At 70.4% G+C, this 26337-nt stretch carries 23 protein-coding genes and 1 tRNA gene; 7 read left to right on the plus strand and 17 right to left on the minus strand.

What is annotated here, in order from left to right:
- Positions 1-74 (minus strand) — tRNA-Asn (locus tag IT355_10565).
- Positions 75-601: 527 nt separating this feature from the next.
- Here IT355_10565 and IT355_10570 point away from each other — a divergent pair.
- Both IT355_10570 and IT355_10575 read left to right on the plus strand, forming a co-directional pair.
- Positions 602-1183 carry a PEP-CTERM sorting domain-containing protein gene (locus tag IT355_10570; GenBank protein ID MCC7053700.1) on the plus strand — a complete coding sequence of 194 codons (582 nt, stop codon included), beginning with the start codon at positions 602-604 and terminating at the stop codon, positions 1181-1183.
- Between the two features lie 121 nt (positions 1184-1304).
- The gene (locus IT355_10575) at positions 1305-2093 is read left to right on the plus strand and encodes an SDR family oxidoreductase (protein ID MCC7053701.1); all 789 of its coding nucleotides are present in this window, start codon (positions 1305-1307) and stop codon (positions 2091-2093) included.
- Here the strand turns inward: IT355_10575 and uvrA are convergent.
- Complete coding sequence (gene uvrA, locus IT355_10580; protein MCC7053702.1) at positions 2062-4938, minus strand: excinuclease ABC subunit UvrA; 2877 nt, start codon at positions 4936-4938, stop codon at positions 2062-2064. The genes IT355_10575 and uvrA overlap by 32 nt on opposite strands.
- Positions 4939-5004: 66 nt before the next feature.
- On the opposite strand from uvrA, the gene IT355_10585 reads away from it, so the two are divergent.
- The 3 genes from IT355_10585 (at position 5005) to IT355_10595 (ending at position 7948) form a co-directional block, all read left to right on the plus strand.
- Positions 5005-6885: an ABC transporter ATP-binding protein gene (locus tag IT355_10585; GenBank protein ID MCC7053703.1), complete on the plus strand. Its 1881-nt coding sequence runs from the start codon at positions 5005-5007 to the stop codon at positions 6883-6885.
- A 105-nt stretch (positions 6886-6990) separates the two neighbouring features.
- The gene (locus IT355_10590) at positions 6991-7728 is read left to right on the plus strand and encodes a Stp1/IreP family PP2C-type Ser/Thr phosphatase (GenBank protein MCC7053704.1); all 738 of its coding nucleotides are present in this window, start codon (positions 6991-6993) and stop codon (positions 7726-7728) included.
- A 4-nt stretch (positions 7729-7732) separates the two neighbouring features.
- The gene (locus IT355_10595; GenBank protein MCC7053705.1) at positions 7733-7948 is read left to right on the plus strand and encodes a hypothetical protein; all 216 of its coding nucleotides are present in this window, start codon (positions 7733-7735) and stop codon (positions 7946-7948) included.
- On the opposite strand, the gene IT355_10600 is transcribed toward IT355_10595, so the two are convergent.
- The 3 genes from IT355_10600 to pckA all read right to left on the minus strand — a co-directional run bounded on the left by IT355_10600 (position 7941) and on the right by pckA (position 11510).
- A complete protein-coding gene (locus IT355_10600; GenBank protein ID MCC7053706.1) occupies positions 7941-8543 on the minus strand; it encodes a hypothetical protein in 603 nt (200 codons plus the stop codon). The genes IT355_10595 and IT355_10600 overlap by 8 nt on opposite strands.
- A gap of 3 nt (positions 8544-8546) precedes the next feature.
- Positions 8547-9815 (minus strand): HD domain-containing protein, encoded by a 1269-nt coding sequence (locus IT355_10605; protein MCC7053707.1) that lies wholly within the window; start codon positions 9813-9815, stop codon positions 8547-8549.
- 84 nt (positions 9816-9899) lie between these two features.
- Entirely contained in the window at positions 9900-11510 is a 1611-nt protein-coding gene (gene pckA / locus IT355_10610; protein MCC7053708.1) for a phosphoenolpyruvate carboxykinase (ATP), read from the minus strand.
- Positions 11511-11792: 282 nt separating this feature from the next.
- Here pckA and IT355_10615 point away from each other — a divergent pair, with 282 nt between their 5' ends.
- On the plus strand, positions 11793-14039 hold the full coding sequence (locus IT355_10615) for a TonB-dependent receptor (protein ID MCC7053709.1): 2247 nt from the start codon (positions 11793-11795) through the stop codon (positions 14037-14039).
- A gap of 14 nt (positions 14040-14053) precedes the next feature.
- On the opposite strand, the gene IT355_10620 is transcribed toward IT355_10615, so the two are convergent.
- Genes IT355_10620 through lepA form a run of 12 tightly spaced genes read right to left on the minus strand, consistent with a single transcriptional unit; the run spans position 14054 to position 25727 of the window.
- A complete protein-coding gene (locus IT355_10620; GenBank protein ID MCC7053710.1) occupies positions 14054-15103 on the minus strand; it encodes a deoxyribonuclease IV in 1050 nt (349 codons plus the stop codon).
- A 4-nt stretch (positions 15104-15107) separates the two neighbouring features.
- Positions 15108-16403, minus strand: coding sequence for a peptidoglycan DD-metalloendopeptidase family protein (locus tag IT355_10625; protein ID MCC7053711.1), 1296 nt, complete (start codon positions 16401-16403; stop codon positions 15108-15110).
- Positions 16400-17248 (minus strand): ABC transporter permease, encoded by an 849-nt coding sequence (locus IT355_10630; protein ID MCC7053712.1) that lies wholly within the window; start codon positions 17246-17248, stop codon positions 16400-16402. The genes IT355_10625 and IT355_10630 overlap by 4 nt, the downstream gene beginning before the upstream one ends.
- The gene (ftsE, locus tag IT355_10635) at positions 17248-17937 is read right to left on the minus strand and encodes a cell division ATP-binding protein FtsE (protein ID MCC7053713.1); all 690 of its coding nucleotides are present in this window, start codon (positions 17935-17937) and stop codon (positions 17248-17250) included. The genes IT355_10630 and ftsE overlap by 1 nt, the downstream gene beginning before the upstream one ends.
- Positions 17938-17951: 14 nt before the next feature.
- On the minus strand, positions 17952-19112 hold the full coding sequence (locus IT355_10640) for a PLP-dependent transferase (GenBank protein MCC7053714.1): 1161 nt from the start codon (positions 19110-19112) through the stop codon (positions 17952-17954).
- A 7-nt stretch (positions 19113-19119) separates the two neighbouring features.
- Positions 19120-19443 (minus strand): hypothetical protein, encoded by a 324-nt coding sequence (locus tag IT355_10645; GenBank protein MCC7053715.1) that lies wholly within the window; start codon positions 19441-19443, stop codon positions 19120-19122.
- Positions 19444-19455: 12 nt separating this feature from the next.
- Positions 19456-20031: a hypothetical protein gene (locus tag IT355_10650; GenBank protein ID MCC7053716.1), complete on the minus strand. Its 576-nt coding sequence runs from the start codon at positions 20029-20031 to the stop codon at positions 19456-19458.
- On the minus strand, positions 20031-20906 hold the full coding sequence (locus IT355_10655) for a sensor histidine kinase (GenBank protein ID MCC7053717.1): 876 nt from the start codon (positions 20904-20906) through the stop codon (positions 20031-20033). Before IT355_10655 ends, IT355_10650 begins: the two co-directional genes overlap by 1 nt.
- Complete coding sequence (locus tag IT355_10660) at positions 20903-21889, minus strand: carbohydrate kinase family protein (GenBank protein MCC7053718.1); 987 nt, start codon at positions 21887-21889, stop codon at positions 20903-20905. Before IT355_10660 ends, IT355_10655 begins: the two co-directional genes overlap by 4 nt.
- Complete coding sequence (locus IT355_10665) at positions 21886-22884, minus strand: ROK family glucokinase (GenBank protein ID MCC7053719.1); 999 nt, start codon at positions 22882-22884, stop codon at positions 21886-21888. Before IT355_10665 ends, IT355_10660 begins: the two co-directional genes overlap by 4 nt.
- A gap of 23 nt (positions 22885-22907) precedes the next feature.
- Positions 22908-23924, minus strand: coding sequence for a lipopolysaccharide heptosyltransferase II (gene waaF, locus IT355_10670; protein ID MCC7053720.1), 1017 nt, complete (start codon positions 23922-23924; stop codon positions 22908-22910).
- A gap of 3 nt (positions 23925-23927) precedes the next feature.
- Positions 23928-25727 (minus strand): elongation factor 4, encoded by a 1800-nt coding sequence (gene lepA / locus IT355_10675; protein ID MCC7053721.1) that lies wholly within the window; start codon positions 25725-25727, stop codon positions 23928-23930.
- 194 nt (positions 25728-25921) lie between these two features.
- On the opposite strand from lepA, the gene IT355_10680 reads away from it, so the two are divergent.
- The coding region (locus IT355_10680; GenBank protein ID MCC7053722.1) for a hypothetical protein at positions 25922-26337 on the plus strand (416 nt) is incomplete at its 3' end.

Here is a 26337-nt window from a genome sequence, read left to right on the forward strand (position 1 = left end):
CTCCCGAGGAGGGACTCGAACCCCCGACCCGCTGATTAACAGTCAGCTGCTCTAACCACCTGAGCTACTCGGGATCACGTTCCTGCCACCTGCAAGCCCAGAAACCTACCAAACCCGGCACCGGAATCAACGGCTCCGAACAACTTCCAGCTCCGGCACGCTGCGCCCGCGGCGTCACGAACGGCTCCTGGCCCGACGCCCATCGACGCCCATCCGACGCCACCTGCCGCCAACCAGACCCGCCACCCAGCCCCCTCCGCCACCCCGCGTCACACCAGCCCCGGCAAGGCACTTTTTGCCGGTCCCGTCCGCAATGCGATGGCCTGATACAACACCTTCGCAGCAGACAGCAGACACGACCATTTCGCTTGATGTTTCAGTACCACACTCATCGCTGGATCTCTCACCACGAGAGACACTTTATACGCTCGAGACCGCTCTGCTGGAACAAATCGTGCACTGCCTTTCTCCGACGGAATTCGCTGGATTCTACGTTGACGCCGCTGTCACCCTCCCCGTCACGGAATCATGCGGTCCAGGTCGGGATACTCCCGATCGCTGCCGGACCACACCTTCCGCGCCTTCGCCGAGGATTTGCCCTGTGATCCCCACCCGCATCAGGTTGTCTGCCGTGCTGCTGGCCGCCGCTGCCGCCACCACCGCAGCCGGCGCCCAGACGTACTCGTTCTCGCGCACCGAGCTCGGACGCGTCGTCCCGGCCCGCTTCGCCACCACCACCCAGCAGCTGCTCGCGTCCGTCGACGTCGCGTCCAGCGCCACCGTGATCGCCGAGGAAGCCCCGGCCGTCACCCGCACCGACCTGCTCTCCGACATGCTCTCCGACGACATGCAGTCGCCGGCCGCTGCCGATGAGAAGGATGCGAAGGACGAGGAGAGCTTCTTCAGCTCCTCCATGGGTCGCGCCTCCCTGGTCGGCCTCGCCGGCCTCGCCGGCGCCAGCTACTTCGCACTCCGCCCGGACAACGCCGCCGCCAACGAGCTCTCGTACACGCTCGGCAAGGGCACCGACCCGGTCACCCAGGGCGCCCCGATCGGCGGCATCGCTGCCAACCTGCCCGCCCCGACGGCCCTCATCGTGAACCCGGAGCCGGGCACATTCGGCCTCCTGGCCCTCGGACTCGGCGTGGTGGGCTTCGCCGCCCGCCGCCGTCGCGTGAGCTGAACTGTCGAAGTTGCTTCACTGCTGGGACCTTGAAAGGCGGTCGCTCACGCGGCCGCCTTTTTTGCGTCCGGCACCCGGCTCACCCACCCGGGCCGCAACCCTCTTCACCACCCCGGCCTGAATGGCGACCGACCGCCCGCTGGCTCTCATCACAGGCGCCTCCAGCGGCATCGGCGCCGAGCTCGCCCTCTGCGCCGCCGCCGACGGCTACGACCTCGCCCTCGTCGCACGGCGCATCCCGGCGCTCACCGCCGTCGCCGCCCGCTGCGAACGCGCCCACGGCGTGAAGACCCACGTCATCGCCGCCGACCTCGGTGACCCCACCGCATCGCGCGTCCTCGCCGCCGAGCTCCGTGCCCGCCGCCTCGACGTGCACACGCTGGTCAACAACGCCGGACTCGGCGCCTCTGGCCAGGTGGCAGACCTCGCCCTCGACCGGCAGATGTCCATCATCCAGGTGAACATCGCCGCCCTCACCGAGCTCACCCGCCGGCTCCTGCCCGCGATGCTGGCCCGCGGCGACGGCGCCATCCTCAACGTCGCCAGCACCGCCGCCTTCCTCCCCGGGCCCGGGATGGCCGTCTACTACGCCAGCAAGGCCTACGTGCTGTCGTTCACCGACGCGCTGGGCGAGGAGCTGCGCGACAGCGGCGTGCGCGTGAGTGCACTCTGCCCGGGCCCCACCGCCACCGAGTTCGGTGACGTGTCGGGGATGTCGAAGGCGAAGATCATGACGCAGCAACAGCTGGTCATGCGCGCCGACGTGGTGGCGAAGCTGGGCTGGGACGGGCTGGTGCGCGGCGACCGTGTGGTGGTGGCCGGCCTGCGCAACCGCCTGCTGGTGCAGGCACTGCGCGCCGCGCCGCGGGCGATCGCCGCTAGGATCTCGGCGCGGCTGAACGCTTCCTGACCAGCTTCACGCGCTTGCCGTCCACGTAGCCGGGGAGCACGGTGCGCAGCCACACGCCGGTGTGGGACTCGTCGTGTTTCGCGAGCTGCTCCGGCGTGCCGACGGCCACCACCGTGCCGCCGCCATCGCCACCCTCGGGACCCATGTCGATCACCCAGTCGGCGAGCTTGATCACGTCCAGGTTGTGCTCGATCACCACCAGCGTGTGCCCCTGGTCCACGAGGCGCTGCAGCACCCGCGCCAGCTTGCGGATGTCCTCCAGGTGCAGACCGGTGGTGGGCTCGTCCATGATGTAGAGCTTGCGCCCCGCCACCTTCGACGACTGCGAGAGCTCGCGCGCGATCTTGATGCGCTGCGCCTCGCCACCACTCAGCGTGGTCGCCGGCTGGCCGAGTCGCAGGTAGCCCAGGCCCACCTGCTGCAGGTGCCAGAGCGCGGCCGCCAGCCGGTCCTCGCCGGGAAACACGCGCGTGGCCGCATCGACGGTCATCTCCAGCACGTCGGCGATGTTCTTGCCCCACACGCGCACCTCGAGCACGTCTGGCTTGAACCGCTTGCCGCTGCAGGTCTCGCACGGCACCAGCACGTCGGCCATGAACAGCATCTCCACTTCCACGTAGCCGGCCCCTTCGCACGCCTCGCAGCGGCCGCCAGCCATGTTGAAGCTGAACGTCGCCGGGGCATAGCCGCGTTGCCGCGACAGCGGCGTCTGCGAGAAGATGCGGCGGATCTCGTCCCACGCCTTCACGTACGTCACCGGGTTCGAGCGGGGGGAGCGCCCGATGGGTTCCTGGTCGATCAGGACCACGCTGTCGAAGTGCTCGGCGCCGGTGACGGTGTTCACGCCACCGACGATCTCGCCGAGGTGCTGCTTGGCCGAGTGCTCGCCGGTGAGCCGGGTCTCGAGCGTGCGGTACAACACGTCGTGCACCAGCGTGCTCTTGCCGCTGCCCGAGACCCCCGTGACGCAGACGAAGCAACCCACCGGGATCTTCACGCTCACGCCGCGCAGCGTGTGGGCGGTGACACCGGTCATGGAGAGCCAGCGCGGGCCGGCGGTGCGCCGCTCCTCGGGCAGCGGGATGCTCATCGCGCCGGTGAGGTACTGCCCCGTGAGCGGGCTCTTGTCGGCCTCGGACAACGGGCCGCTGAACACCACGCTGCCCCCCTTGTCGCCGCTGCCCGGTCCGATCTCCACCATCCAGTCGGCCATGCGCACGGCCTCGAGGTCGTGCTCCACGACGATCACCGTGTTGCCGGCATCGCGCAGCCGTCGCAGGAGGCCCAGCAGCCGGTCCATGTCGCGCGGATGCAGGCCGATGCTCGGTTCGTCCAGCACGTACAACGTGTCGACCAGTTGCGCACCGAGGGAGTTCGCGAGCGCGATGCGCTGGGCCTCGCCGCCCGAGAGCGTGCGCGCGGCACGGTCCATGGACAGGTACCCCAGCCCCACGTCGCGCAGGAAGCGCACCCGTGCCCGCACCTCGCGCAGCACCGCCTCGGCCACCGTCGTCTCGAACGGCGTCAGCGTGAGGCTGTCGGTCCAGGCGTGCAGCGCATCGACCGCCATCGCGCTCACGTCGGCGATGCTGAGCCCCTGGATGCGCACGTTGAGCGCGTCACGGGTGAGGCGGCTGCCGCCACAGGTGGCACAGGTCGTGGCGGCCTGGTATTGCCGCAGGAAGACGCGGATGTACTGCTTGTACCGCTTCTCCTCCAGCGCCTTCAGGAACGGGAAGATGCCCGTGTACCCCTTCGTCTTGCCGTGGAGCAGGAAGCGCCGCTGGTCGGCGGGGAGCGACTGCCACGGCGTGGTCCACGAGATGCCGTCGCGCTTCGCGATCTCGTACAGCTTGCGCCGCGGCTCCTCGTAACGGGGCATGGTCCAGGGATGGATCGCGCCGTCGCGCAGCGAGCGGTCCGGGTACGGCACGATCAGCGACTCGGTGTACTCGAGCGTGGCCCCGAAGCCGTTGCAGGTGGCGCACGCCCCGCGCGGGTTGTTGAAGCTGAAGAGCTGCGGCGACGGCGTCGGCGCCAGCGTGCCGTCGTCGGGGCAGGCGAAGCGCTCGGTGTAGGCCACGCGCGTGCGCGGGGCGTGCCCCGCCGGCAGCGAGACCGGCGCCGTGAAGAGCAGGGCACAGTCGCCGTCCCCTTCCACGAAGGCCGTGCTCACCGCGTCGGCCACGCGGCCGGCGACGGTGGCGTTCACCGTCAGCCGGTCCGTGACCACGTCGATCTGCTGCACGCCGGCGATGCTGCGTCCCGACGCGACCAGGTCATCCACGTGCACGATCTCGCCGTCCAGCGCCACGCGCACGAACCCCTTCACGCGCAGCGCCTCGGCCAGCGCGCCGGCGCCGAGGGCCGCGGCGTGGGTGAGCGGGAAGACGACCGCGAAGCGGGTGCCTTCCGGCAGTGTGCGCACGGCATCGGCGATGCCCTGCGGGGTGTCGGGGCGCAGCTCGCGCCCGCAGGTGCCGCAGAAAGTGTGGCCCACGCGCGCCCAGAGCAGCCGCAGGTAGTCGAAGATCTCGGTGGCGGTGCCGACCGTGGACCGTGACGAGCGGGTGGGATTCTTCTGCTCGATCGCGACCGCGGGCGAGAGGCCCTCGATGCGGTCCACGCGCGGCTTCTCCATCCGCTCCAGGAACTGGCGCGCGTACGCGGAGAGGCTCTCGACGTAGCGCCGCTGGCCCTCGGCATAGATCGTGTCGAAGGCCAGCGACGACTTGCCGGAGCCACTCGGGCCCGTGATGACCGTGATGGCCCGCCGCGGCAGGTCAAGGTCGATGCCCTTGAGGTTGTGCTGCCGGGCGCCGCGGATGGTGATGCTGTCAATCACGCGTGGAAGTTTAATGCCCTGCCACCCTCACGACACGGATGCGGACCGCGTAGCGTTAGGGCACCGATGACAGCACCCGCATTCCAGCAGGACGACGACGAGGTCCGCCCGGTCCTCGATCGCCGGCTCGTGCGCCGACTCCTCCACTACATCCGCCCGTACCTGCCGCTGGTGGCGGGTGCGGTGCTCCTGCTGGCGCTGGAGGGTGCGACGGCGGTGGTGGGCCCGTGGCTCACGCAGCGCGTGATCGACCACGCGATCCCGGCGCGTGACCTCGGCTTCATCCGCCTGGCCACCATCGCGCTCGCCGCCTCGCTGGCGGTGCAGTTCGCCTGCAGCTACGGCGAGACGATGCTCACCGGGCTGCTCGGCCAGCGCGTGATGCGCGACCTGCGCATGGAACTGTTCGGCCGGCTGCAGCAGTTGAGCATCAGCTTCTTCGACCGCAACCCGGCCGGCCGCCTGATCACGCGCGTGACCGCCGACGTGGAGTCGCTCAACGAGCTCTTCACCGCCGGCGTGGTGGCCGGCCTCGGCGACCTGTTCGCGCTGGCGGCGATGGCCGTGATGATGCTCGTCACCGACTGGCAGCTGGCGCTGGCGGCGTTTGCGGCCGTGCCCTTCGTGTGGCTGGTGAGCCGGCTCTTCCAGGCGAAGGTCCGCGTGGCCTACCGCGACATCCGCGGCAAGCTGGCGCGCATCAACGCCTTCGCGCAGGAGCGCATCACGGGTGTGCGCGTGGTGCAGCTCTTCAGCCGGGAGCCGGGTGAGGCACGCCGCTTCGATGCCCTGAACCGCGAGCACCTCGACGCCAACATCCGCTCGATCCGCTACTACGCCGCCTACTTCCCCGCGATCGAGATCCTCACCACCGTCGCGCTCGCGAGCCTCATCGTCGCGGCCACCAACCGCGTCAACGCCGGCGTGCTGACGGTGGGCACGGTGGCCGCGTTCCTGCAGCTCGTGCGCCGCTTCTTCCAGCCGCTGCAGGACCTGAGCGACAAGTTCAACACCCTGCAGCAGGCGATGGCGGCGTCCGAGCGCATCTTCACGCTCCTGGACACCACCGCCACCGTGCCTGACGTGGCCGGCGTGGCGTCGCCCGACGTGCGCACGCACCGGGGCGTGACGGTCACGTTCGAGGATGTCTGGTTCGCGTACGACACGGCGCAGGGCGTGGCCGCCGACGATGCCGCCACCCACTGGGTGCTGCGCGGCGTGTCGTGCACGGTGCGGCCCGGCGAGACCCTCGCGCTCGTCGGGCACACCGGCGCCGGCAAGACGACCGTGGTGAGCCTGCTGCTGCGCTTCTACGACCCGCAGCGCGGCCGCATCCTGCTCGACGGGCAGGACATCCGCACCATGCCGCTGGACCAGCTCCGCTCGCGGATCGGCTACGTCCAGCAGGACATCTTCCTGTTCGCGGGTGACGTGGCGTCGAACATCCGGCTCTCGAGTGCCATCGACGACGCGGCCGTGCGCGCGGCGGCCGTGCAGGTGGGCGCCGACCGGGTCATCGCGCGGCTGCCGCATGGCTATGCCCAGCGCCTGGGCGAACGGGGCGCCACACTCTCGGTGGGCGAACGGCAGCTCCTGAGCTTCGCCCGCGCCCTGGCCAGTGACCCCGACCTGCTCCTGCTGGACGAGGCCACCAGCGCCGTGGACAGCGAGCGGGAGGCCGAGATCCAGGGCGCGCTGCGGACGCTGATGCAGGGTCGGACGACCATCGCGGTGGCGCACCGCCTGAGCACCATCGTGGACGCGGACGAGATCCTGGTCATGCATCACGGCGTGGTGGCGGAGCGGGGAACGCATGCCGCGCTGCTGGCCTCTCGAGGGCTCTACAACCGGCTCTGGCAGCTCCAGGTGGGCGAGCCCGCCCCGGCCCCGGAAATCGCGCAGCCAGACCCGTCAATAGCGCTTGCCGGGCCCATCGACCGGGCCTAGCTTCACCCGACCGGATGTCCCCTTCACACCCCTTCGTTCCCCGCCAGGCGCGCGTCCGCGCACCCCGGGGCTGGCTCAGGATTCGATGCTCCCTGCCGCGGTGACATGCAGCTGATTCACGCCGCGAACACGCACGTGGGGATGGTCCGGACCGGGAACGAAGACGCCTATCTCGCGGAAGCGACTCCCGATCGCGGCATCTACATCGTCGCCGACGGCATGGGCGGCCACGCGGCGGGTGAGGTGGCCAGCGCGATGGCGGTCGACATCATGAGTGCGGCCCTCCGCGCGTCGCGCATGCCGGTGCTCGCACTGCGCACGGTGGCCGCGTCGGCGGTGCTGGATGCCAACCGCACGATCTTCAACCGCACCATCGAGGAGCCCGACAAGCACGGCATGGGCACCACCCTCACCACGATGGTGGTGGGCGACGGGCGCTACATGATCGCGCACGTCGGCGACAGCCGCGTCTACCGCGTGCGCCACGGGGAGCTGGAGCAGATCACCGTCGATCACTCCTACGTGCAGGAACAGGTCGACGCCGGCTACCTCACGCCGGAACAGGCACGCTACCACCCGTTCAGCAACGTCATCACGCGCTGCGTGGGCGTGGCCACCGACGTCGAGCCGACGATCTACGAGGGCGAGCTGGAGGACGGCGACCTGTACCTCCTCGCCACCGACGGCCTCACCGGCATGGTCGAGGACAAGAACCTCCTGAAGATCCTCACCGCCCGCAAGTCGCCGGGGCCGATGGTGGACGCCCTGCTGTGGGATGCGAACCGCGCCGGCGGCGTGGACAACATCACCGCGGTCGTGGTGCAGATCGCCACCGCCCGCTGAGCTGATGCCGACGGATCCGGAGCCGCAGCCCGCGGCGATGCCGGAGCCCCGTGTCGGCGAGCTGGCGGAGCTCTACCTGGGCAACATCCTGTTCGCACTGGAGCGCACCGCGCTGGCGCTGGATGCCGAGGCGAAGCCGGAAGACGCCGCGTTCTACCGGGGGCTGGGCCGCGCGCTGGCCGACGCGCACGGTCGCGGCAAGGGCGCGCGCGCTACCTGAACGGCGTGGTCGTGCCGGTCGCGCGCCGCGTGGTGTCGCCGGCCGCGGGGCGCAGCGAGTCCGCCGCCGTGTCGGCCAGGGCACCGGCGCGCCGGATGGAGTCGCCGGCTGCCGCCCCGGCCACGCTCCCGGAGTCCACCCCGCGACGCCCTTTTTCGGCGATGCCGGCGACGTACTCCGAGTTCTGGATCGGTTCGCGCCCCACGAAGATGCCGTCGGTGAAGCGGTAGCCCTGTTCGGTGTGGGCGATGGCGCCGCGGATCACGTACTCGCCGCTCCAGTTCCGGTACCACCGCGTGAGCACGAACCGTCCCTCCACCGGCTGGGCGGGGGCGGGACAGGGTGCGACGCCCTCCACGATCGCGGCCCGCTCCGCCGGCAGGAGCGAATCACGCCAGGTGGGCATGCCGTCCATGAAGCGCGTCACCGAGCAGGCGTCGAGCGGCAGCGTGTCTCGCGAGATGGCACGGGCGCGAACGAGCTCCCGCAGGTAGCCCACCCGTTCGGTGGGCGTCGCGGTGAAGACGCGGTCGCAGGCCGACAGGCCGAGCGTGGCGGTGGCGAGGACGACGATCCGGGCGACAGCGAAGGACATGACTCAGGTCAGGAGCGGTCGGCCCTCTGCCAGCGCCATCCGCAACGTCGCGGCATCAGCGGTGACCAGTGTCCAGAGCCGGGACACGTCAACAGGCACACGGCGTGCCGCGAACACCCGCAGCCAGCGCGCGGAGTGGTAGAGCTGCTGGCTCAGCGCGGGGAGGTTCAGCGCGCCGGCCAGCCCGCCGCTGGTGAGGTGTTCCACCGCGCCGCCGTGCCGCATGACCGGCAGGTCGACCCCCAGCATCTGCGTCTTGGCAGGATAATCGAGCAGCAGCTCTCCGGCACCGAGTCCCAGTTCCCGGGCGAGCTGGTCCTCCACGGCGACCGCGAGCGTCCGGTCGGTGGCGATCCACTCGCCTGCCTCCGTGCCAAGCTCGGCCGCAGACCACTGGGCCAACCGCTTGTAGAGGCGCCGTTCGCGCAGGGCCAGCAGGAGCGGGGGCATCTCGGGCAGCAGCGCGTGCAGCAGCCCCTCGTCGGTCCAGTCGGCGAGACCGTCCAGGGGCAGGGCGCCGGTGGTGAGCGCATCGTCCACCAGCCGCTTGTACATGGCGGTGGCGCTGCGCACGGCGTGGTGCCAGTAGATGTTGCGGTACATCTGGTACTTGGCGAACAGCAGCGACTCGAGCGCGCTCAGCCCCTTCTCCATGATCCCCACCCCGCGCCGTCCGGTGGTGGGATCGGGAAGAATCACCACACTGTCGAGCAGCCGGTCCACGTCCACCTGGCCGTAGGGCACGCCGCACATCATCGCGTCGCGGCGGAGGTAGTCGATCTTGTCGAGGTCGATGGAGCCCGAGACGAGTCCCTGCAGCGGCCCGCTGTCGGTGCCGTGCATCATGGCGAGCACGCGCTCCGGTGCGTCGGTGCCAAGTGACGTGGTGAGGATCGAGGCGACGGCGCCGCCGGTGATGCGCGGCGCGGCAGCGCTCTCGTGGTTCAGCGCACCGATCTCCTCCAGCGCGTGGCTGAACGGGTAGTGCCCCACGTCGTGCAGGAGCATGGCCGAGGTGGTGAGGTCGCGCTCGCGCTGCGACACCTCACCCAGCGCCCCGCGCTCGTCGAGCAGCGCGATGGTGCGGCGCGCCATGTGGTGGGCACCGAGTGCGTGCTCGAACCGCGAGTGGGTCGCGCCGGGATAGACCAGGAACGCATAGCCGAGCTGGCGCACGTAGCGCAGGCGCTGCATCGCCGGTGTGTCCACCAGTGCGAGCGCGAGCGAGTCGAGTCGGATGTTGTTCCAGAGCGGGTCGCGGATGACTTTCACGGGAGGTGGCCGTGGGATGTGACACGAGGGCGCCCGGATGCCGGACGCCCTCGCCAGGGGGAACGCGCGGGACGACGGATGCGGTCAGCCCTTCGGGCCGGCACCGGCGATCGCGGGCAGCACCTGCGCGCCGAATCGCGCGAAGTTCTCGCGGAACATGCCAGCCAGCTTCACCGCCTGCGCGTCGTATGCCGCGCCATCCGGCCATGTGCCGCGCGCATCCAGCACGGCGGAGGGCACGTCGGGCACCGCCACCGGCACCGACAGGCCGAAGATCGGGTCCACGGTCACGGCGGCGTCATCCAGCGTGCCGGCCAGTGCGGCGCGGATCATCGCGCGCGTGTGGGCCAGCTTCATGCGCGAGCCGGTGCCGTAGGCGCCGCCGCTCCAGCCCGTGTTCACGAGCCAGACCTTCGCGTCGTGCTGGCGCAGCAGGTCACCCAGCATCTCGGCATACCGCGTGGGGTGCCACACCATGAACACGGCGCCGAAGCAGGCGCTGAACGTGGCCTGCGGCTCGTTCACGCCCGTCTCGGTGCCGGCCACCTTCGCCGTGTAGCCCGAGAGGAAGTAGTACATCGCCTGCTCGGGCGTGAGCCGCGCGATCGGCGGCAGCACCCCGAAGGCATCGGCGGTGAGGAAGATCACGTGCTTCGGGTGCCCGCCGCGGCCGCTTGGCACGTGGTTGTGGATGTAGTGCAGCGGGTACGACGCACGGGTGTTCTCGGTGATGCTCTGGTCCGCGAACTGCACGCGACGCTGGTCGTCGAGCACGACGTTCTCCAGCACCGTGCCGAACATCTGGGTGGTGCCGTAGATGTCCGGCTCCTGCTCGGCGCTGAGGTTGATCGCCTTGGCGTAGCAGCCCCCCTCGAAGTTGAACACGCCGTCGCCGGCCCAGCCATGCTCGTCGTCGCCGATCAGCGCGCGGTCCGGGTCGGCGGAGAGCGTGGTCTTGCCGGTGCCCGAGAGCCCGAAGAAGAGCGCGGTGTCGCCGGCCGACCCGATGTTCGCCGAGCAGTGCATCGGCAGCACGCCCTGCGTCGGCATCAGGTAGTTCATGATCGAGAACATCGCCTTCTTCAGCTCACCGGCATACCGCGTGCCGCCGATCAGGATCATCCGTCGCGCGATGTGCACCACGATGAAGGTGCCGGTGCGCGTGCCGTGCTTGGCCGGGTTGGCCTGGTACTCCGGCGCATGCAGCACGCTGAAGTTCGGCGCGAACTGCGCCAGCTCGTGCAGCTCCGGGCGGATGAACATGTTGCGCACGAAGTGCGCGTGCCACGCATTCGGCGTGACGTAGCGCACGCTGAGGCGATGCCCCGGATGCGCGCCGCAGTACAGGTCCTGCACGAACAGCTCGCCCTGCGCGTTCAGGGAGTCGCGCACGTCGGTGAGCAGGACGTCGAAGTGGGCCTCGTCGATGGGCTGGTTGACCGCGCCCCAGTCCACGTTCGCCTCCGACGTGGACTCGCGGACGATGAACTTGTCCTTCGGCGAGCGGCCGGTGTGCGGGCTGGTGACGGCGACGAACGGGCCCATGTCGGCCAGCCGGCCCTCGTCGCGGCGCACCGCCGCCTGCACGAGTTCGGGGACGACGAGGTTCCAGTGCAAGGAGCCGGTCGGGGCAAGGCCCTGCTCAGCCAGCCCGTGGGCGCTCGAGCGGGGCAGCGGCTCAGTCTGCGTGGCCATATGGCAGAAAAGGTGTGAGGGAACGCGAACCCACCGGGTGGCCCCTTCGGGCGCACAGGCGGGGTCAGCGGATGGGGGCAAAACTAACGGAACCGCCCCGGCCGCGGTGTGCGACGCGGGCACGTCGCTCCTCCAAGGACGCACCAGTGGCCGGCAAAGTCTGTCAGGCATTGCGCCGCACCACTTCGGAGTGATACTGTTAAATCAATACCGATCACCACGCGAACGCATCACCACCGCCGGTGACCTCCTCCCCGACGGACCGACCCGCCTGACGATCCCATGCCCGCCAGCCGCCTCGCCGCCGCCGCCCTCACCGTCGCCACGCTCCTCCTGGCCACGCGGGCGCAGGCCGCCCCAGTCTTCACCCCGCCCATCCGCGGCGTCGTCGTCGACTCCTCGGGCGCGCCGCTCCACGGCGCCCAGGTCGTGGCCACCGAGTTGCAGCGCACCGTCGTCACGGACCCCGACGGCCGATTCACCTTCCTCGGCGCACCGGTCGGTGTCGTCCACCTCACCATCGTGCACGTCGGACACGTGCCGGCGCACGAACTGGTCACCGTGCCGGCCAGCGGCGACATCCCGCCGCTCCGCATCGTCATGCGCGCCACCGTACTCCGCCTCATCGGCGTCCAGATCACGGCCTCGCCCACCGGCTCCGACCCGCTCAGCGTGACGCAGTCCACCGTACAGGTGAGTGGCAAGGAACTGCAGCGCCAGCTCGGTCCCACGATCGCGCAGACCCTCGCCAGCGAACCGGGCATCGCCATGCGTTTCAACGGACCGATGGCGAACGTCCCGGTCATCCGCGGCCTCACCGGGGAGCGGATTCTCACCCTGCAGGATGGTGAGCGCGTCGCCGACCTGGCGTCGGCGGCCCCCGACCACGCCTTCATCGCGGATCCCGCCTCGGCCGAGCGCATCGAAGTGATCCGCGGCCCCGCCTCGCTGCTGTACGGCAATGCGGCAATTGGCGGTGTGGTGAACGTCATTTCCTCCGACATCCCGACGTCGGTGCCGTCGCACCTGAGCGGGTTCGTGAACACGCAGACGGAGTCTGTCACCCCCGGTGGTGTGAGCAGCGCCGCCGTGAACATCCCGCTCAGCACGCGCTTCGCCGCCACCCTGCGCGGCACCGTGCGCCGCCAGGGCTCGTACCACGTGGGTGAGGGCGGCACGCAGGCGAACACCGATGCCCGCTCGTGGAACGGCACCGCCGGTCTCGGCTTCGTGGGCACCTCGGTCTCGGCCGGCGTCGTGTACCGCCAGAGCGACTTCAACTACGGCATCCCGTTCGAGCCCGGCGGCGAGCAGGTGCGCATCGACGGCGTGCGCCGCGGGCTGCAGGCTCGCGCCGGCATCACCACCGGTGCGAAGGCACTCAGCTACCTGCGCCTGGACGGCACGGCGCAGTGGTACTCGCACGACGAGGTCGCGGTGGAGGACGGCGCCATCGGCACCAGCTTCCGCCTCACGGCACAGACGGCGTCGGCGACCGGCAAGACGCAGCTCGGCCCGCTCAGCGGCTCCGTCGGCGCGCAGCTCTTCCGTCGCCAGTACGAGCCGCTCGGCGACGAGGCCTTCACGCCGGCCGCCGACAACAGCAATATCGCCGCGTACATCTACCAGGAGCTGCCGCTGGCCCGCGGGCGCAGCGAGGACCGGACGCCGCGCCTGCAGTTCGGCGGCCGCTACGATGCGCTGTCGGTGGAGGCGCGTGCCGGCACCGACCCGCGCTTCAGCGTGGCGCGCTCGCGCTCCTTCCGCAATGCCAGTGGCTCGCTGGGCGTGTCGCTGCCGCTGGTGCCGCACGTGACGCTCAGCGGCAGCCTGGCCCGCGCCTTCCGCGCGCCGACGGTGGAGGAGTTGTACGCGAACGGCTTCCACGTGGCGGTGGGCACCTTCGACATCGGGGATCCCGACCTGAAGGTCGAGACGAGCACGGGACTCGACCTCGTGCTGCGCGCCCAGCGCAGCCGCGGGTTCGTGCAGCTCTCGGCGTACCGCAACCGCATCGACGGCTACATCCTGCCGATCGCGTCGGGTGTCACCGAGGTGGATGGTGACACGGTGCCGCTGGTGCGCATCGGGCAGCGCGACGCCACGCTGTCGGGGTTCGAGTTCTCGGGCGAGGCACAGGTGCTGCGCCGGGTGGTGCTCGGCGGCCTGGCCGACGTGGTGCGCGGGCGCGGGCCGTCGGGCACGAACCTGCCGTTCATTCCCGCCGCGCGGCTGGGTGGCTCGCTGCGCTATGACACGGGGCGGTGGAGCGTGGGCAGCGAGGTGCGCCGCGTCTTCCGCCAGACGCGGGTGGCCGCCGACAACCTCACCGACGTGCCGACGGACTCGTACACGCTGCTCAACCTGGACGCGAGCCTGAACCACGCATCACGCCACCTGATGCACGCGCTGACGCTCCGCGTGGAGAACCTGCTGGATGCGCGCTACGCCGACGCGACCTCGCGGATCAAGTCCTTCACGTTCAATCCCGGTCGGAACGTCTCGCTCGTCTATCGCATCGCGCTCTGAGGCGCGGCACGCCATCAGGCGTCCAGGTAGCCGAGCAGGCGGTTCAGCATCAGCCGGTCGGTGCGCGTCGCATCGTCGAGCTTCGGCGTCTCGAGGATGCGCACCGTGTGTGCGAACCGCGGATCGGTCATGATCCGGCGGAACGGGCCCTCGCCCAGCGATCCCTCGGCGATCAGCTCGTGGCGGTCGCGGTGGCTGCCGAACGGTGTCTTGGAGTCGTTCAGGTGCCACACGCGCAGGCGGTCGAGCCCGAGGATGCGGTCGAAGGTGTCGATCACGCGGTCGAAGTCGTGCAGCAGGTCGTAACCGGCGGAGAAGACGTGGCAGGTGTCCACGCACACGCCCACACGCTCGCGCAGGGCCGGGGGCAGGGCATCGATCAGCGCGGCCAGTTCCTCGAAGGTGCGTCCGAGCGCGGTGCCGGTGCCGGCCGTGGTCTCGAGGCAGAGCACCGTCGACCCCTGCTCCGCGGTGAGCGCCGTGGCGATGGCCGCGGCGTTGCGGGCGATGCCGGCCTCGCGGTCGTCGATGAAGTTGCCGGGATGGCTCACCAGGTAGTCGATGCCGAGCGCGTGACAGCGGCGCAGCTCCAGCGCGAAGCTCTCCAGTGAGCGTGCGCGCAGGGCATCATCGGGTGAGGCGAGGTTGATCAGGTAGCTGTCGTGCGACACGGTCACCGGCGAGCCGGCAGCGGTGAGCGCCTCGCGGAACAGGGCGGCTTCCGTCGCGTCGATCTCGCGTTCCTTCCACTGGTTCGGCGTCTTGGTGAAGAGCTGCAGCGCGGTGGCCCCGATCTCCGCCGCGCGCGGCGGCGCGGCGAACGACCCGCCCTGCGAACTCACGTGCGTGCCGATGCGCAGGCCGGCCGGCACCTGTGGCATCGGCGGCAGGGCGCTGCTGTCGGCGCCGCGTGCGGCCGGCACGAGCGGATTCGCTGGTCGTTTCGCCGCTGGCTTGTTCGCGGCTGGCTTCTTTGCGGCTGGCTTCTTCGCGGCTGGCTTCTTCGCGGCTGACTTCTTCGCGGTCGTCTTCTTCGCCGCGGGCGCCTTCCGAGCTGCCATCATGTCGTCACCGGTTGCGCAGCCAGTCGAGGGGGTCCACCGCCGCGCCGCGTGAGCGCCGGATCTCGAAGTGGAGGTGTGGAGGCATGTCGGGGTCCGCGACGCCCACGCTGCCGATCGTCTGGCCCTTCGTCACGCGGCCGCCCTTCTGCACGCTCGCCGATGCGAGTGAGCCGTACACGGAGTAGTCGCCGGCGCCGTGCTGCACGATGACCGTCAGGCCGTAGGTGCCGATGTTCTCCGACACCACCACCTCACCGCCGGCGATGGCTTTCACCGGGGTGCCGCGGGCCGTCTGGATGCCGATGCCGTTCCAGCGCAGGGTGGTGTTCTCGGGGGTGACGGTGCGGCCGAAGCGATAGAGGATCGTGCCATCCACGGGCCAGTCCAGCCGCCCGAAGTCGGCGGTGCGGATGGTGCTGGCGGCGGGTGCGGCCGTGCGTGCCGGAGCCGGCGTACGGCCGGCGACGCTCGGTGCGGGGGTGTTGGCCGCGGCGGCGGCTGCGGCCTCGCTGCGGCGGCGGAGGTCCTCGAGGTTCGCGATCACGCCGCGCAGGCGCCCCTCGGAGCGCTCGATCTCGGCCAGCCGGCTGCGGACCACCTGCGTCTGCTGCTGGGCCACCGAGAGGCTGCGCCCGCGCTGTGCCTCGAGTGTGCGCAGGCGGTCCTCCTCCTGTGCCTTCTCCTGCTTGCTGCGCTCGATCTCCTCCTGCAGTCGCACCATCTGCGTGCGCTGCTGGGCGATCTGGTCGCGCAGACGCTCCACACTGCCCACCAGCGCCCGGTCGCGCAGGGTGAGCGCATGCAGCGTCTTGTAGCGGGCCACCAGGCCACCGAAGCTCTCGGCGGACAGCAGCACCTCCAGGTTGTAGAGCGGGCCCCGCTTGTACACGTCACGCAGCCGCCGCTGGAGCACGGCGCGCTTGGTGGTGAGCTCGTCCTCGGCGGTGGCGAGGTTGGTGGTGGCGTCCATCACCTCGTCCTCGATGCCGGTGAGCTGCGTGTCCAGCGCGCGCACGGCACGCGCGGTGGCGTCGGCCTGCGCGGCGATGTTGCGCTTCTCCTCGGCGAGGTCGTGCACGGTGCCCTGCAACTGCTGCATGCGGCGCTGCAGGTCGGCGCGCTCGCGGCGGATGCGATCCAGCTCCGCGCGCTGCGCCGCGATGCGCTGCGACGACGGGGCGGCCTGCGCGCGCAGCGGTGCCGGCACGGCGCCGCCCGCCAGCATGAGCGCGGCCAGCAGGCCAACTGCCGCCGGCAGGCGCGGCACGTGGCGCCGCTGCAGGTGCCCGGTGCCCCTCACACCCGCTTGAGCTGGCGACCCACCGACACGGCGCTGCCGAGCAGCCCGATCACGGCGCCGGCCACGACCCCGCCCACCAGCACCGGCGTCGGGAAGAACTCGAACGCGAACACGGTGGCCGTCAGTGCGGCGCGCGTGACCCACATCAGTGTCACCGCCAGGATCCCGCCGATGAGTCCCTTCAGCAGGCCGTCGATCAGGAATGGCGCGCGGATGAAGCCGTCGGTGGCACCGACCATGCGCATGATCCCGATCTCGCGTGCACGGGCGAGCACCGAGGTCCGGATGGTGCTGCCGATGATGATCATCGCGGCGAATGCGAACGCCACGCCGAGGATGATCCCCGCCGCCGTGGCGGCGCGCCGCACGCTGTAGAACTTCTGGACCCACTCCTCCCCGTAGCGCACGTCATCCACGAACGGGTAGCCGGTGAGGCGCCTCGCGACTGCCTTCACCTGGTCGGGATCCCGCATGCCGGGCTTGAGCCGCACCTCGAGCGAGGCGGGCAGGAACTCGGGCTCGAACACATCCTTGAACTCCGCCATCTCCACGCGCGCCTTCTTCAGTGCGTCGTCGGGCGACACGTAGGTGACCCTCGCCACCTCGGGGAAGGCGCGGATGTCGCCGACGGCGGCCGCGATGGCGTCGGTCTCGGTACCCTCGGTCACGTAGGCGCGGATCTCCACCCGCTCCTCCAGCCGCTCCAGCGCCAGGCGCGTGTTGTACGCCACCAGCCCGAACAGGCCGAAGGCGAAGAGGGAGAAGGCGATCGTGAAGATGCTCAGCATCCCCAGGCCGGGGGCGCGCCGGAATGCCGTCCAGACTTCGCGCAGGGCAAGGCGCATCAGTGCTCCCGTTCCGGCAGCGGCGCTTCGGCCGAGTCGTAGACCAGTGCGCCCTTGTTCAGCTCCAGCGAGCGGAAGCCGCTGTTGCGCACCAGGTCCAGGTCGTGCGTGGCCATGATCACCGCCGTGCCGCTGGCGTTGATCTCACGCAGCAGCTGGAAGACGGCGCGGCTGGCGCGGTCGTCGAGGTTGCCGGTGGGCTCGTCCGCGAGCAGGACGAACGGGTCGTTCACCAGCGCCCGCGCGATCGCCACCCGCTGCTGCTCGCCGCCCGAGAGTTCGGAGGGCATGGCCTGCATCTTCGAGGCGAGGCCCACGCGCTCCAGCACCTTCTGCACGCGCGCCGGGATCGCCCGGGCCTGCGTGCCGGTCACCTCCAGCGCGAAGGCCACGTTGTCCCACGCCGTGCGGTCCTCCAGCAGGCGGAAGTTCTGGAACACGATGCCGAGCTTGCGGCGCAGCTGCGAGATCTCGGTGCGCTTGGCACTCATCGAGCTCACGCCGCTCACCCGCACCTCGCCGGCCGTCGGCATCTCGTCCAGGTAGCACAGCCTGAGGATGGTGCTCTTGCCGGCACCGCTCGGCCCGGTGAGGAACACGAACTCGCCGCGGGTGGCGGTGAAGCTGACCTTCTGCAGGCCGCCGCTGCCGCGCTGCCACGACTTCGTGACGCTCGTGAACTTGATGATCGGCTGGCCGCTGCTCATGCCAGGGCCTGGCTGAAGTCGGCGATGATGTCGCGCACGTCCTCGATGCCCACGCTCACGCGCAGGAAGCCGTCGGGGATCCCGAGTGCGGCGCGGGCCTCGGGGGTCATGCTCGCGTGCGACGTGAAGCGCGGCTCGCAGATGAGCGTGTCCACGCCGCCGAGCGAGGTGGCGTGCAGCACCAGTTGGAGCTTCGCCACCATCCGATCGGCGGCAGCGGCGCCGCCCTCCAGTTCCAAGGCGAGCATGCCCCCGAAGCCGTCCATCGTCGCGGTTGCGAGCTCGTGGTCGGGGTGCGACGGCAGGCCGGGGTAGTGCACCCGTGCGATGCCCGGGTGCGCCTCGCACCACTCGGCCAGCGCCTGGGCGTTCGCGTTCGCCCGCTCCACTCGCACCTGCAGCGTCTTCAGGCCCCGTTCCAGCAGCCAGCACGCGAACGGGTCGGCCGCCTGGCCCCAGATCATCATCTTCTGGGTGACTTCGTCGATGAACGCGCGGGAGCCGAACACCGCCCCGCCGAGCATGTCGTGATGTCCGTTCAGGTACTTGGTGGTCGACGCGATCACGATGTCGGCGCCGTGTTCCAGCGGGCGCAGGTTCACCGGGCTGGCGAAGGTGGAGTCCACCACCAGCGCGATGCCCGTCTCGCGCGTGAGCTGGCTGAGCGGCCGGAGGTCGGTCACGCGGCAGGTGGGATTCACCGGGGTCTCGATGAAGATCCCGCGCGTGTTCGGCTGCAGGTGCCGGCGCCAGCCGCGCGCGTCGAGCGGGTCGACGAACGTGACCTCGATGCCGAGCTTGGGCAGCTCCTCGGTGAAGAGGCGGAAGGTGCCGCCGTAGATCCAGGCGCTGCTGAGCAGGTGGTCGCCGGGGCGCAGCAGCGCCAGCATCGCGCACGACGTGGCGCCCATGCCGCTGGCCAGGCAGACCGCCGCCTCGGCACCCTCCAGCGAGGCGAGGCGCTTCTGCACCAGCGTGAGCGTCGGTGTGTTGGCGTAGCGCGTGTAGAGCGGCACCGACGGCGCGCCGCGCGGCTGCTCGAAGTTCACGCCCTGCACCAGCGGCGTGGCAACCGGGCCCAGCCCGTCGCTGACGCGACCGAAGTGCACCGCACGCGTCGCGAAGTGCATCGGGATGTCGGTCGGGTCGTCGCTCATCGGGTCGTCATCCCAGCAGTTCGGTGCGGGCCGGCGCCGGGCCGCGATCCATGTCCGGCTTCACGAGCTTGATCACGTCGCTCACCATCAGCCCCGCGATGTCGCGCACCACCACGCCACCCCGCGGCACCTCGTCATCGATGATCACCGGCGCCAGTTCCTTGCGACGCGGCCCGTGGATGAAGACGAGCTCGCCGTCGGTGACCATGCGCAACGTGGCCTCCTCGCGGTTGAGGCTGATCGCCGGACCACGCTCCTCGTCTCCGCGGCGTGTTCCCACGAACCCCACCACCTGCAGCGGCGGATTGTAGAGATCGGTCTGGCGACGCATGCGACCCCCGGGTCAGTGATGGCGGAGCGGATGGAATCCCGCCGCCGTCTGGATCACCAGGCGGCGACGGGCCAGCGCCACCAGGCGCTCGTGCAGGTCGAGCCGCTGCTCACCGGCAAAGGAGGCAATCGCCTCCACGTCACCACCGCCGGACGCAAGGACCAGCTGCCAGACGGCGTGTTCTTCCGGCGCGGCGATGCCGACGAGCTGCATCGATCCGTCAGCCGCCTCGGCCACGAGTGCCAGGCCGTGCCGCTCGAGCACCGGCTCGAGGGCCTCGAGGTGCGCATCGGCCAGGCCACGGAACATGAAGTACGCCGGGAGCTGCGGCACATCCGAATGTGCCGGCAGGCCGGCACCCCACCGGAGCAGCAGCTGCGCGACGATCTCGTCGGCACAACTGAAGTCCAGCACGCCCACATGCGAGAAATCCAGCACGGCCAGTCGCTTCCCCGGCATCTCCTGCAGCATCGATTCCAGCTGGCCCCGCACCGCGCGGCCGGTGGCCCGCGTCACGAGGTTGCTGTAGAGGTCGCATTCGGCCCGCGTCAGCGCCATGCGCAGGTCCAGGGGCAGCGGAGTGAGCATCACGCGTCGGGGAAAGCCTGGGGGATGACGATCTGCATCTGCGCGCCGGGGAAGGGAGGAAGGTTCTTGACCAGCCGCGGATCCTCGTCCCCCTCGGGGAAGATGCCGATGCGTGCGGTGCCGCTGCGGACGGTGAACTTCGCCTGCCACTTGCCGACGTACCGGCGGATGCCGGCAATGCCCTGGCCGCGGCCGGGATCGTGGAACCGGCTGGTGGCGCGCAGCACCGCCGCCTCCAGCGCCGCACCGTCGTCCCAGCGGTCCCCCGCGCCCCGCGTCGGTTCCAGCGACTGCCGGAAGCCGAGGCCCGAGTCGCTCACGGCGATCACCACCACGCGCCGGCCCAGCCGCTTCTGCCAGTCGTAGGTCTGCACCGCCACCCAGCCCGGACCGCCGGCATGCTCGATGATGTTCTGGCAGCTCTCCGACAGCACCACCGAGAACCCGACCGCGCCGCTCGGCGGGAAGCCCAGCGTCTCCATGATCGCGGCCGAACGCTCCTGGATGTGGGCGACCACGTGCTGCACGTCCTCGGTCTGCGCGATCGGCGTGACCTCGAGGAAGAAGTTCGAGTCCCCGGTGCGCGCCTTCGGCACCGGTCGCGTGAACTCCGCCAGCTTCTCGGCGTGCCGGAAGAACCCGCTGCGGGCCCAGTAACTCGCCGTGTTCGGGTCCTCGGGCGGGATGAACTGCGGCCGCTCGGCCTGCGACTGGAACAGGGTCAGCAATCCCACCAGCCCGTACGGACTGGCCCACCGCGTATGCCGCGCGTCGACCAGTGGCTTCGTGCCGGGCTCCAGGTCGGCCAGCGCCTGCAGCAACGACTCGAACGACACATCGTCCAGCGACGGCGGCACGGTGAGGATGGTGGTCACGACGGGGCGAGTTCTCCGCGGAGGTAGTGCGCCAGTCCCGTGGCACCGCGGTGGCGCACGTTGCGCGCGGCGGCGCGGTGGGCCTGCCGCATGGCATCCGTGAAGGTAGTGCCTGCAAGCAAGTGCGAGAACTGCGTGGCGCCCCAGACGTCGCCGCACCCGGTGGGGTCGCCGGGGTCGGCGTCGAGCAGTTCGGGATCGATCGGCACCAGCGCCGTGCGCACCGCTGCGAAGGCCGACGCCGTCACGGGCGCGGCGATGTCGCGCAGGGTGGCGAAGCCGGGTGCCGCGAAGTAGACGGCGCCCTTCCGCCCCAGCGTGACGCAGAGCAGGTGCACGCCGCTGGCCAGCGCCGTGGCGGCCAGCGCCATCGGATCCGGCGCCATCAGCTCCATCTCGTCCTCGTTCACCTGCATCACGTCGGCGCAGCGGCACCAGGCGGCAGCGTCGGCCATCGGCTCGGGGATGCGCAGCCCGCTGGCGTCCACCCCCAGCAGCTTGGAGTGCAGGTCGCAGTAGATCGGGCCCGGGACGTGCGCGCGCAGCAGCTGCATCGTCTCCAGGTCCAGCTCCCAGCCGGCGATGAAGTTCACGTACAGCGCATCCAGGTCGGCCAGCAGCGGCCGGAGCCCCAGCCACGACCAGGGTGGCACGCCGCCGGTGAGCACCTCGGTGCGCCGCTCGTCGCTCACGTACCGCAGTTCCACCCGGTTGTTGGCCTGCGGCACCGCGATCAGCGCCGCGTCGGGGGCGGCCCGCTTCAGCGAGCGGACGAACTCGCTGGCCTTCTGGTGCAGGTCGGCGCCGACCTTGATCAGCGGGACGATCTCCCACTCTTCCGTGAGCGCGGCATCGAGCGCCGAGAGTGCGTAGGTGATGCCCCCCCACTCCTCCACCGGGGCGGTGCGGATGTCCCGCCCGTGGATCACGTCCCAGACGAAGGTGCCGATGACGCCAAGGCGCTTCCGCCGCGGCGCGGTCACGAGGTGAACGTGCCTTGCTGTGCCTTGAAGGCTGCGACGGCGCCCACCACGCCCGCGCTGCCCCCGAGCAGCCCCGGGACGATCTGGCAGGCGTCCACGGCGGGTGCGAACGCGCGCCGCCGCACCTCCGCCTTGAGCGGTGCGAACAGTGCCTCGCCGGCGTTCACGACCCCGCCCGCCAGCACCACCACCTCGGGATTGAGCACGTTGAGCAGCGCCCCGATGCCGGCGCCGAGGAAACGCGCCGTCTCGCGCACGACGTCCACCGCGATCGGGTCGCCGTCGTTGGCCGCGCGGTACACCATCTGCGCTGTGACCTTCTCGAGCTGCCGGTCGCACATCGTCATCAGGATGCCGTCGGTCTCGGAGGCCAGCGCCTCACGCGCGCGCTCGGCGATCGCGGTGCCCGACGCGTACGCCTCCAGGCACCCGTAGTTGCCGCAGCCGCAGCGGCGACCGGTGGAGTCGATCGTCATGTGGCCGATCTCGCCGGCCACGTCCGAGGCGCCGTGGTACAGCCGCCCGTCGATCACGATGCCGCCGCCGATGCCCGTCCCGATGGTGACACCGATCACGTTGCGGGCGCCCTTGGCGGCACCGGTCCACCATTCGCCGAGGGTGGCGCAGTTCGCGTCGTTGTCGAGCGTGGTGCGCAGGCCGACTGCCTGCTGGATGCGGTCACGCAGCGGGAACATCTTCCACCCCAGGTTGGGGGCGGTGATGATGATGCCCTGCTCGCGGTCCAGCGGCCCCGGGGCCCCGACGCCGATCCCGATGAAATCCTCACGCGAGGCGCCGGTCTCGGCGATCGTGACCGAGATCACGTCCTCGATCATCTGGTTCATCCGCTCGACCACCGAGTCCGCACCCTGCGCCGCGTAGGTCGGGAGCGACCGGAACGCGATCTCGCGCGAGCCGTCCTCGGGCATCGCGCCGACCACGATGTTGGTGCCACCGAGGTCGACTCCGATGATGTAGCGGGAACGCTGGGACATGGACGGCGTGTGCGGGAAGGGAATCAGGGACGGAGCAGGGACTGCAGCGTGTCGGCCACGCCGGATGCTGAAATCTCGCGCATGCACCGGAAATGACCACGGGGGCAGGCCTGCGGACCATGCGCCGAGCAGGGGCGGCACTCGAGGCCCGGCGGATGCTCGACCACCGCATGTCGCGGCGCCAGCGGCCCGAACCCGAACGCGGGCAGCGTGGGACCGTAGATGGTGAGCGTGGGGGTGCCCATCGCGCTGGCGAGGTGCTGCGGCAGCGAGTCGTTCGTCACCACCGCCACCGCGCGAGCGATCAGCGCCGCCGATGCCAGCAGCGACAGGTGCCCGGTGGCATCGAGCACGCGCCCGGGCGCGGCGATCGCGATGGACTGCGCCAGGTCCCGGTCGGCGGGACCGCCGGCCACCACGATGCCGTACGTCGGTGGCAGGTCATCGATCAGCGCGGCGAAGCCGGGCCAGCGCTTGGTGGCCCACACGCTGCCGGGCGCCAGCACGATGAACGGTGCCGCCCCGAAGGGCGCGCCGGCCAGCAGCCCCTCCACGCTGGCGCGGTCGGCCGCCGACGGCACCAGCGTCGGTGGCGGCGTGGTGAGGCGCTCGTCACCCGCGGCGAGCTGGAAGAGGCGCGTGGCATGGTGCCAGTCGCTGCGGTACGGCACGCGGTGCGTGTAGAGCAGCGCGCCGCCGGAGCGGTCGAAGCCGATGCGCTGCGGAATGCCGGCCATCCAGGCCAGTGCCGCGCTGCGCCACGAGCCCTGCGCCAGGTACGCGGCCGTGTACCGGCCGGTGCGCAGGGTGTTGGCGAGCACGCGCATCCCCCCCAGGCCGCGCTGCCCGCCGCGCTTGTCGTAGCGGATCACGCCGCGCACCGCCGGGTGCTGCTCGAGGAGTGCGCCGCCGGCGGGGGTCGTCACGACATCCACCGGGCCGCGCGCCGCGAGGTGCTGCAGCAGCGGCGTGGTGAGGACGACGTCGCCGAGGAACGACGTCTGGATCACGAGCGAGGCGGCGCGGGTGGCGTCGCCCACCCGTCAGTCCACCTGCAGCACGGCCAGGAAGGCTTCCTGCGGGATCTCCACCGCGCCCACCTGTTTCATGCGCTTCTTGCCTTCCTTCTGCTTCTCGAGGAGCTTGCGCTTGCGGCTGATGTCGCCGCCGTAGCACTTCGCGAGCACGTCCTTCCGGAGTGCCTTCACCGTGGTGCGCGCCACGATCTTCATGCCGATCGCCGCCTGGATCGCCACCTCGAAGAGCTGGCGCGGAATCAGGTCCTTCAGCTTCTCGGCGATCTTGCGGCCCTGCTCCTCGCTCTTGTCGCGATGGATGATCACGCTGAAGGCGTCGATCGGGTCGCCGTTGATCAGCATGTCCAGCTTGACGAGCTCACTCGGGCGGTACTCGAGCATCTCGTAGTCCAGGCTCGCGTAGCCGCGGCTGACGGACTTCAGCTTGTCGAAGAAGTCGAGGATGATCTCGCCGAGCGGGAACTCCCAGTCGAACTCGACGCGCTTGGTGTCGAGGTACGACATGTTCTTGTAGATCCCGCGGCGGTCGGTGCCGAGCGACATGATGGGGCCGATGTACTCCACCGGCGCCATGATGCGCGCCTTCACGAACGGCTCTTCCACGCGCTCGATGGTCGAGGCGTGCGGCATGCGCGACGGGTTCTCGATCAGTTCCATCGTGCCATCGGCGCGGTACACATGGTACTCCACGCTCGGCACGGTGGTGACGAGGTCGAGGTTGTACTCGCGCTCCAGGCGTTCCTGCACGATCTCCATGTGCAGCAGCCCGAGGAAGCCGCAGCGGAAGCCGAAGCCGAGCGCCGTGGAGGTCTCGGGGGCGTACTGCAGCGAGGCGTCGTTGAGCTTCATCTTCTCCAGCGCGTCACGCAGGTCCTCGTACTGCTGCGTGTCGGTGGGGTAGATGCCGGCGAAGACGAAGCTGCGGACCTCCTGGTAGCCGGGCAGGCCCTCGGGGGCGCGGTTGACCACGTCGAAGATGGTGTCGCCGGCGCGCGTCTCGCTCACGCTGCGCACGCTGGCCACCACGTAGCCCACCTCGCCGGCCTGCAGCTTGTCGGTCGGGACCTGGCGGAGCTGCAGCGAGCCCACCTCGGCCACTTCGTACTGATTGTCGCTGGCGCCGAAGGTGATCTTCATCCCCTTCCGGATCTCGCCGTCCACCACGCGGATGGACGGGATGGCACCGCGGTACTTGTCGTAGTAACTGTCGAAGATCAGGGCGCGGAGGGGGCCGGTGGGGTTGCCCTTCGGGGGCGGCACCCGCTTCACGATCTCCTCCAGCAGCTCGGGCACGCCGGTGCCTTCCTTGCCACTCACGCTCAGGACGTCTTCCGGCATGCAGCCGATCAGGTCCACCACTTCCTGGCGCCTGCGGTCGGGTTCGGCACCGGGGAGGTCGATCTTGTTCAGGACCGGGATGATCTCGAGGCCGGCGTCCATCGCCAGGAACAGGTTCGAGAGCGTCTGGGCCTGGATGCCCTGGCTGGCGTCCACCACCAGGATGGCGCCTTCGCAGGCGGCCAGCGACCGGGAGACTTCGTAGGTGAAGTCCACGTGGCCGGGGGTGTCGATCAGGTTCAGCTCGAACTCGTCGCCTGCCCGGGTGGTGTAGGTCATCCGGACGGCGTTCAGCTTGATCGTGATGCCGCGCTCGCGCTCCAGGTCCAGGGTGTCCAGCACCTGGCTCTTCATTTCGCGCTTCTGCAGCGTGCCGGTCATCTCGATCAGGCGGTCGGCGAGGGTCGACTTGCCGTGGTCGATGTGCGCGACGATGCAGAAGTTGCGGATCCGGTCGAGCGACGACATGCGGGCAGGGGCTGGAGCGAGTGGCGGCGGCGCCGCAATCCGGAAATGTAGCACGGCCGAGGCCGGGGGGGCGTCGGACCGCTGGTGCGGGCGGCCATTTCAGACGGGCGGGCAGGTGGCCCGGCTGCCGCCGGCGGGCACCGGGGTGTCGATGTCGGGGCGGGTACGATGCCGCGGGTAATACCATCGGGCAGATGCACCGCGATCTGCAGACCGAAGGCGGGTCTGGCGGCCCGGCGGTGCTCGAGGCGACGGAGCGGCTGCACTACTACGACGCCGCGGACCGGCTGGTGGCGGTGGATGCCCGCCTCGGCACGGCGCCCGGCAGCGGGAACTACCTGCACTTCCTGCTGACCTTCGACACGTACCGGTACGACGCGCTGGGACGCCGGGTGTGGGTCCGGTCGGAGCGGCGGTGTGCAGAGACCAGTCCGGGGGTGGTGCACCCGGGCGCGGACTTCTATGCCGATTGCCGGCTGGGTTTCGTGCACCGCACGGTCTGGGACGGGGTGCGCGAGCTGGCGGAGGTGCGGATGCCGGATGTCAGCGCGCACTGGGAGCGGGACAGTGTGCCGGCCGGGGTGGAACTGGGCCAGGTGTCGAACGGGAC

This window comes from Gemmatimonadaceae bacterium, from assembly GCA_020851035.1.
Classification (GTDB): Bacteria; Gemmatimonadota; Gemmatimonadetes; order Gemmatimonadales; family Gemmatimonadaceae; genus JACMLX01.

Excerpts from the sequence above, each read along its gene's own strand:
- IT355_10575 (MCC7053701.1), top strand. The coding sequence starts at position 1,305 with ATGGCGACCGACCGCCCGCTGGCTCTCATCACAGGCGCCTCCAGCGGC.
- IT355_10585 (MCC7053703.1), top strand. The coding sequence starts at position 5,005 with ATGACAGCACCCGCATTCCAGCAGGACGACGACGAGGTCCGCCCGGTC.
- IT355_10590 (MCC7053704.1), top strand. The coding sequence starts at position 6,991 with ATGCAGCTGATTCACGCCGCGAACACGCACGTGGGGATGGTCCGGACC.
- IT355_10595 (MCC7053705.1), top strand. The coding sequence starts at position 7,733 with ATGCCGACGGATCCGGAGCCGCAGCCCGCGGCGATGCCGGAGCCCCGT.
- IT355_10600 (MCC7053706.1), bottom strand. The coding sequence starts at position 8,543 with ATGTCCTTCGCTGTCGCCCGGATCGTCGTCCTCGCCACCGCCACGCTC.
- pckA (MCC7053708.1), bottom strand. The coding sequence starts at position 11,510 with ATGGCCACGCAGACTGAGCCGCTGCCCCGCTCGAGCGCCCACGGGCTG.
- IT355_10615 (MCC7053709.1), top strand. The coding sequence starts at position 11,793 with ATGCCCGCCAGCCGCCTCGCCGCCGCCGCCCTCACCGTCGCCACGCTC.
- IT355_10620 (MCC7053710.1), bottom strand. The coding sequence starts at position 15,103 with ATGATGGCAGCTCGGAAGGCGCCCGCGGCGAAGAAGACGACCGCGAAG.
- IT355_10630 (MCC7053712.1), bottom strand. The coding sequence starts at position 17,248 with ATGCGCCTTGCCCTGCGCGAAGTCTGGACGGCATTCCGGCGCGCCCCC.
- IT355_10640 (MCC7053714.1), bottom strand. The coding sequence starts at position 19,112 with ATGAGCGACGACCCGACCGACATCCCGATGCACTTCGCGACGCGTGCG.
- IT355_10645 (MCC7053715.1), bottom strand. The coding sequence starts at position 19,443 with ATGCGTCGCCAGACCGATCTCTACAATCCGCCGCTGCAGGTGGTGGGG.
- IT355_10650 (MCC7053716.1), bottom strand. The coding sequence starts at position 20,031 with ATGCTCACTCCGCTGCCCCTGGACCTGCGCATGGCGCTGACGCGGGCC.
- IT355_10665 (MCC7053719.1), bottom strand. The coding sequence starts at position 22,884 with ATGTCCCAGCGTTCCCGCTACATCATCGGAGTCGACCTCGGTGGCACC.
- lepA (MCC7053721.1), bottom strand. The coding sequence starts at position 25,727 with ATGTCGTCGCTCGACCGGATCCGCAACTTCTGCATCGTCGCGCACATC.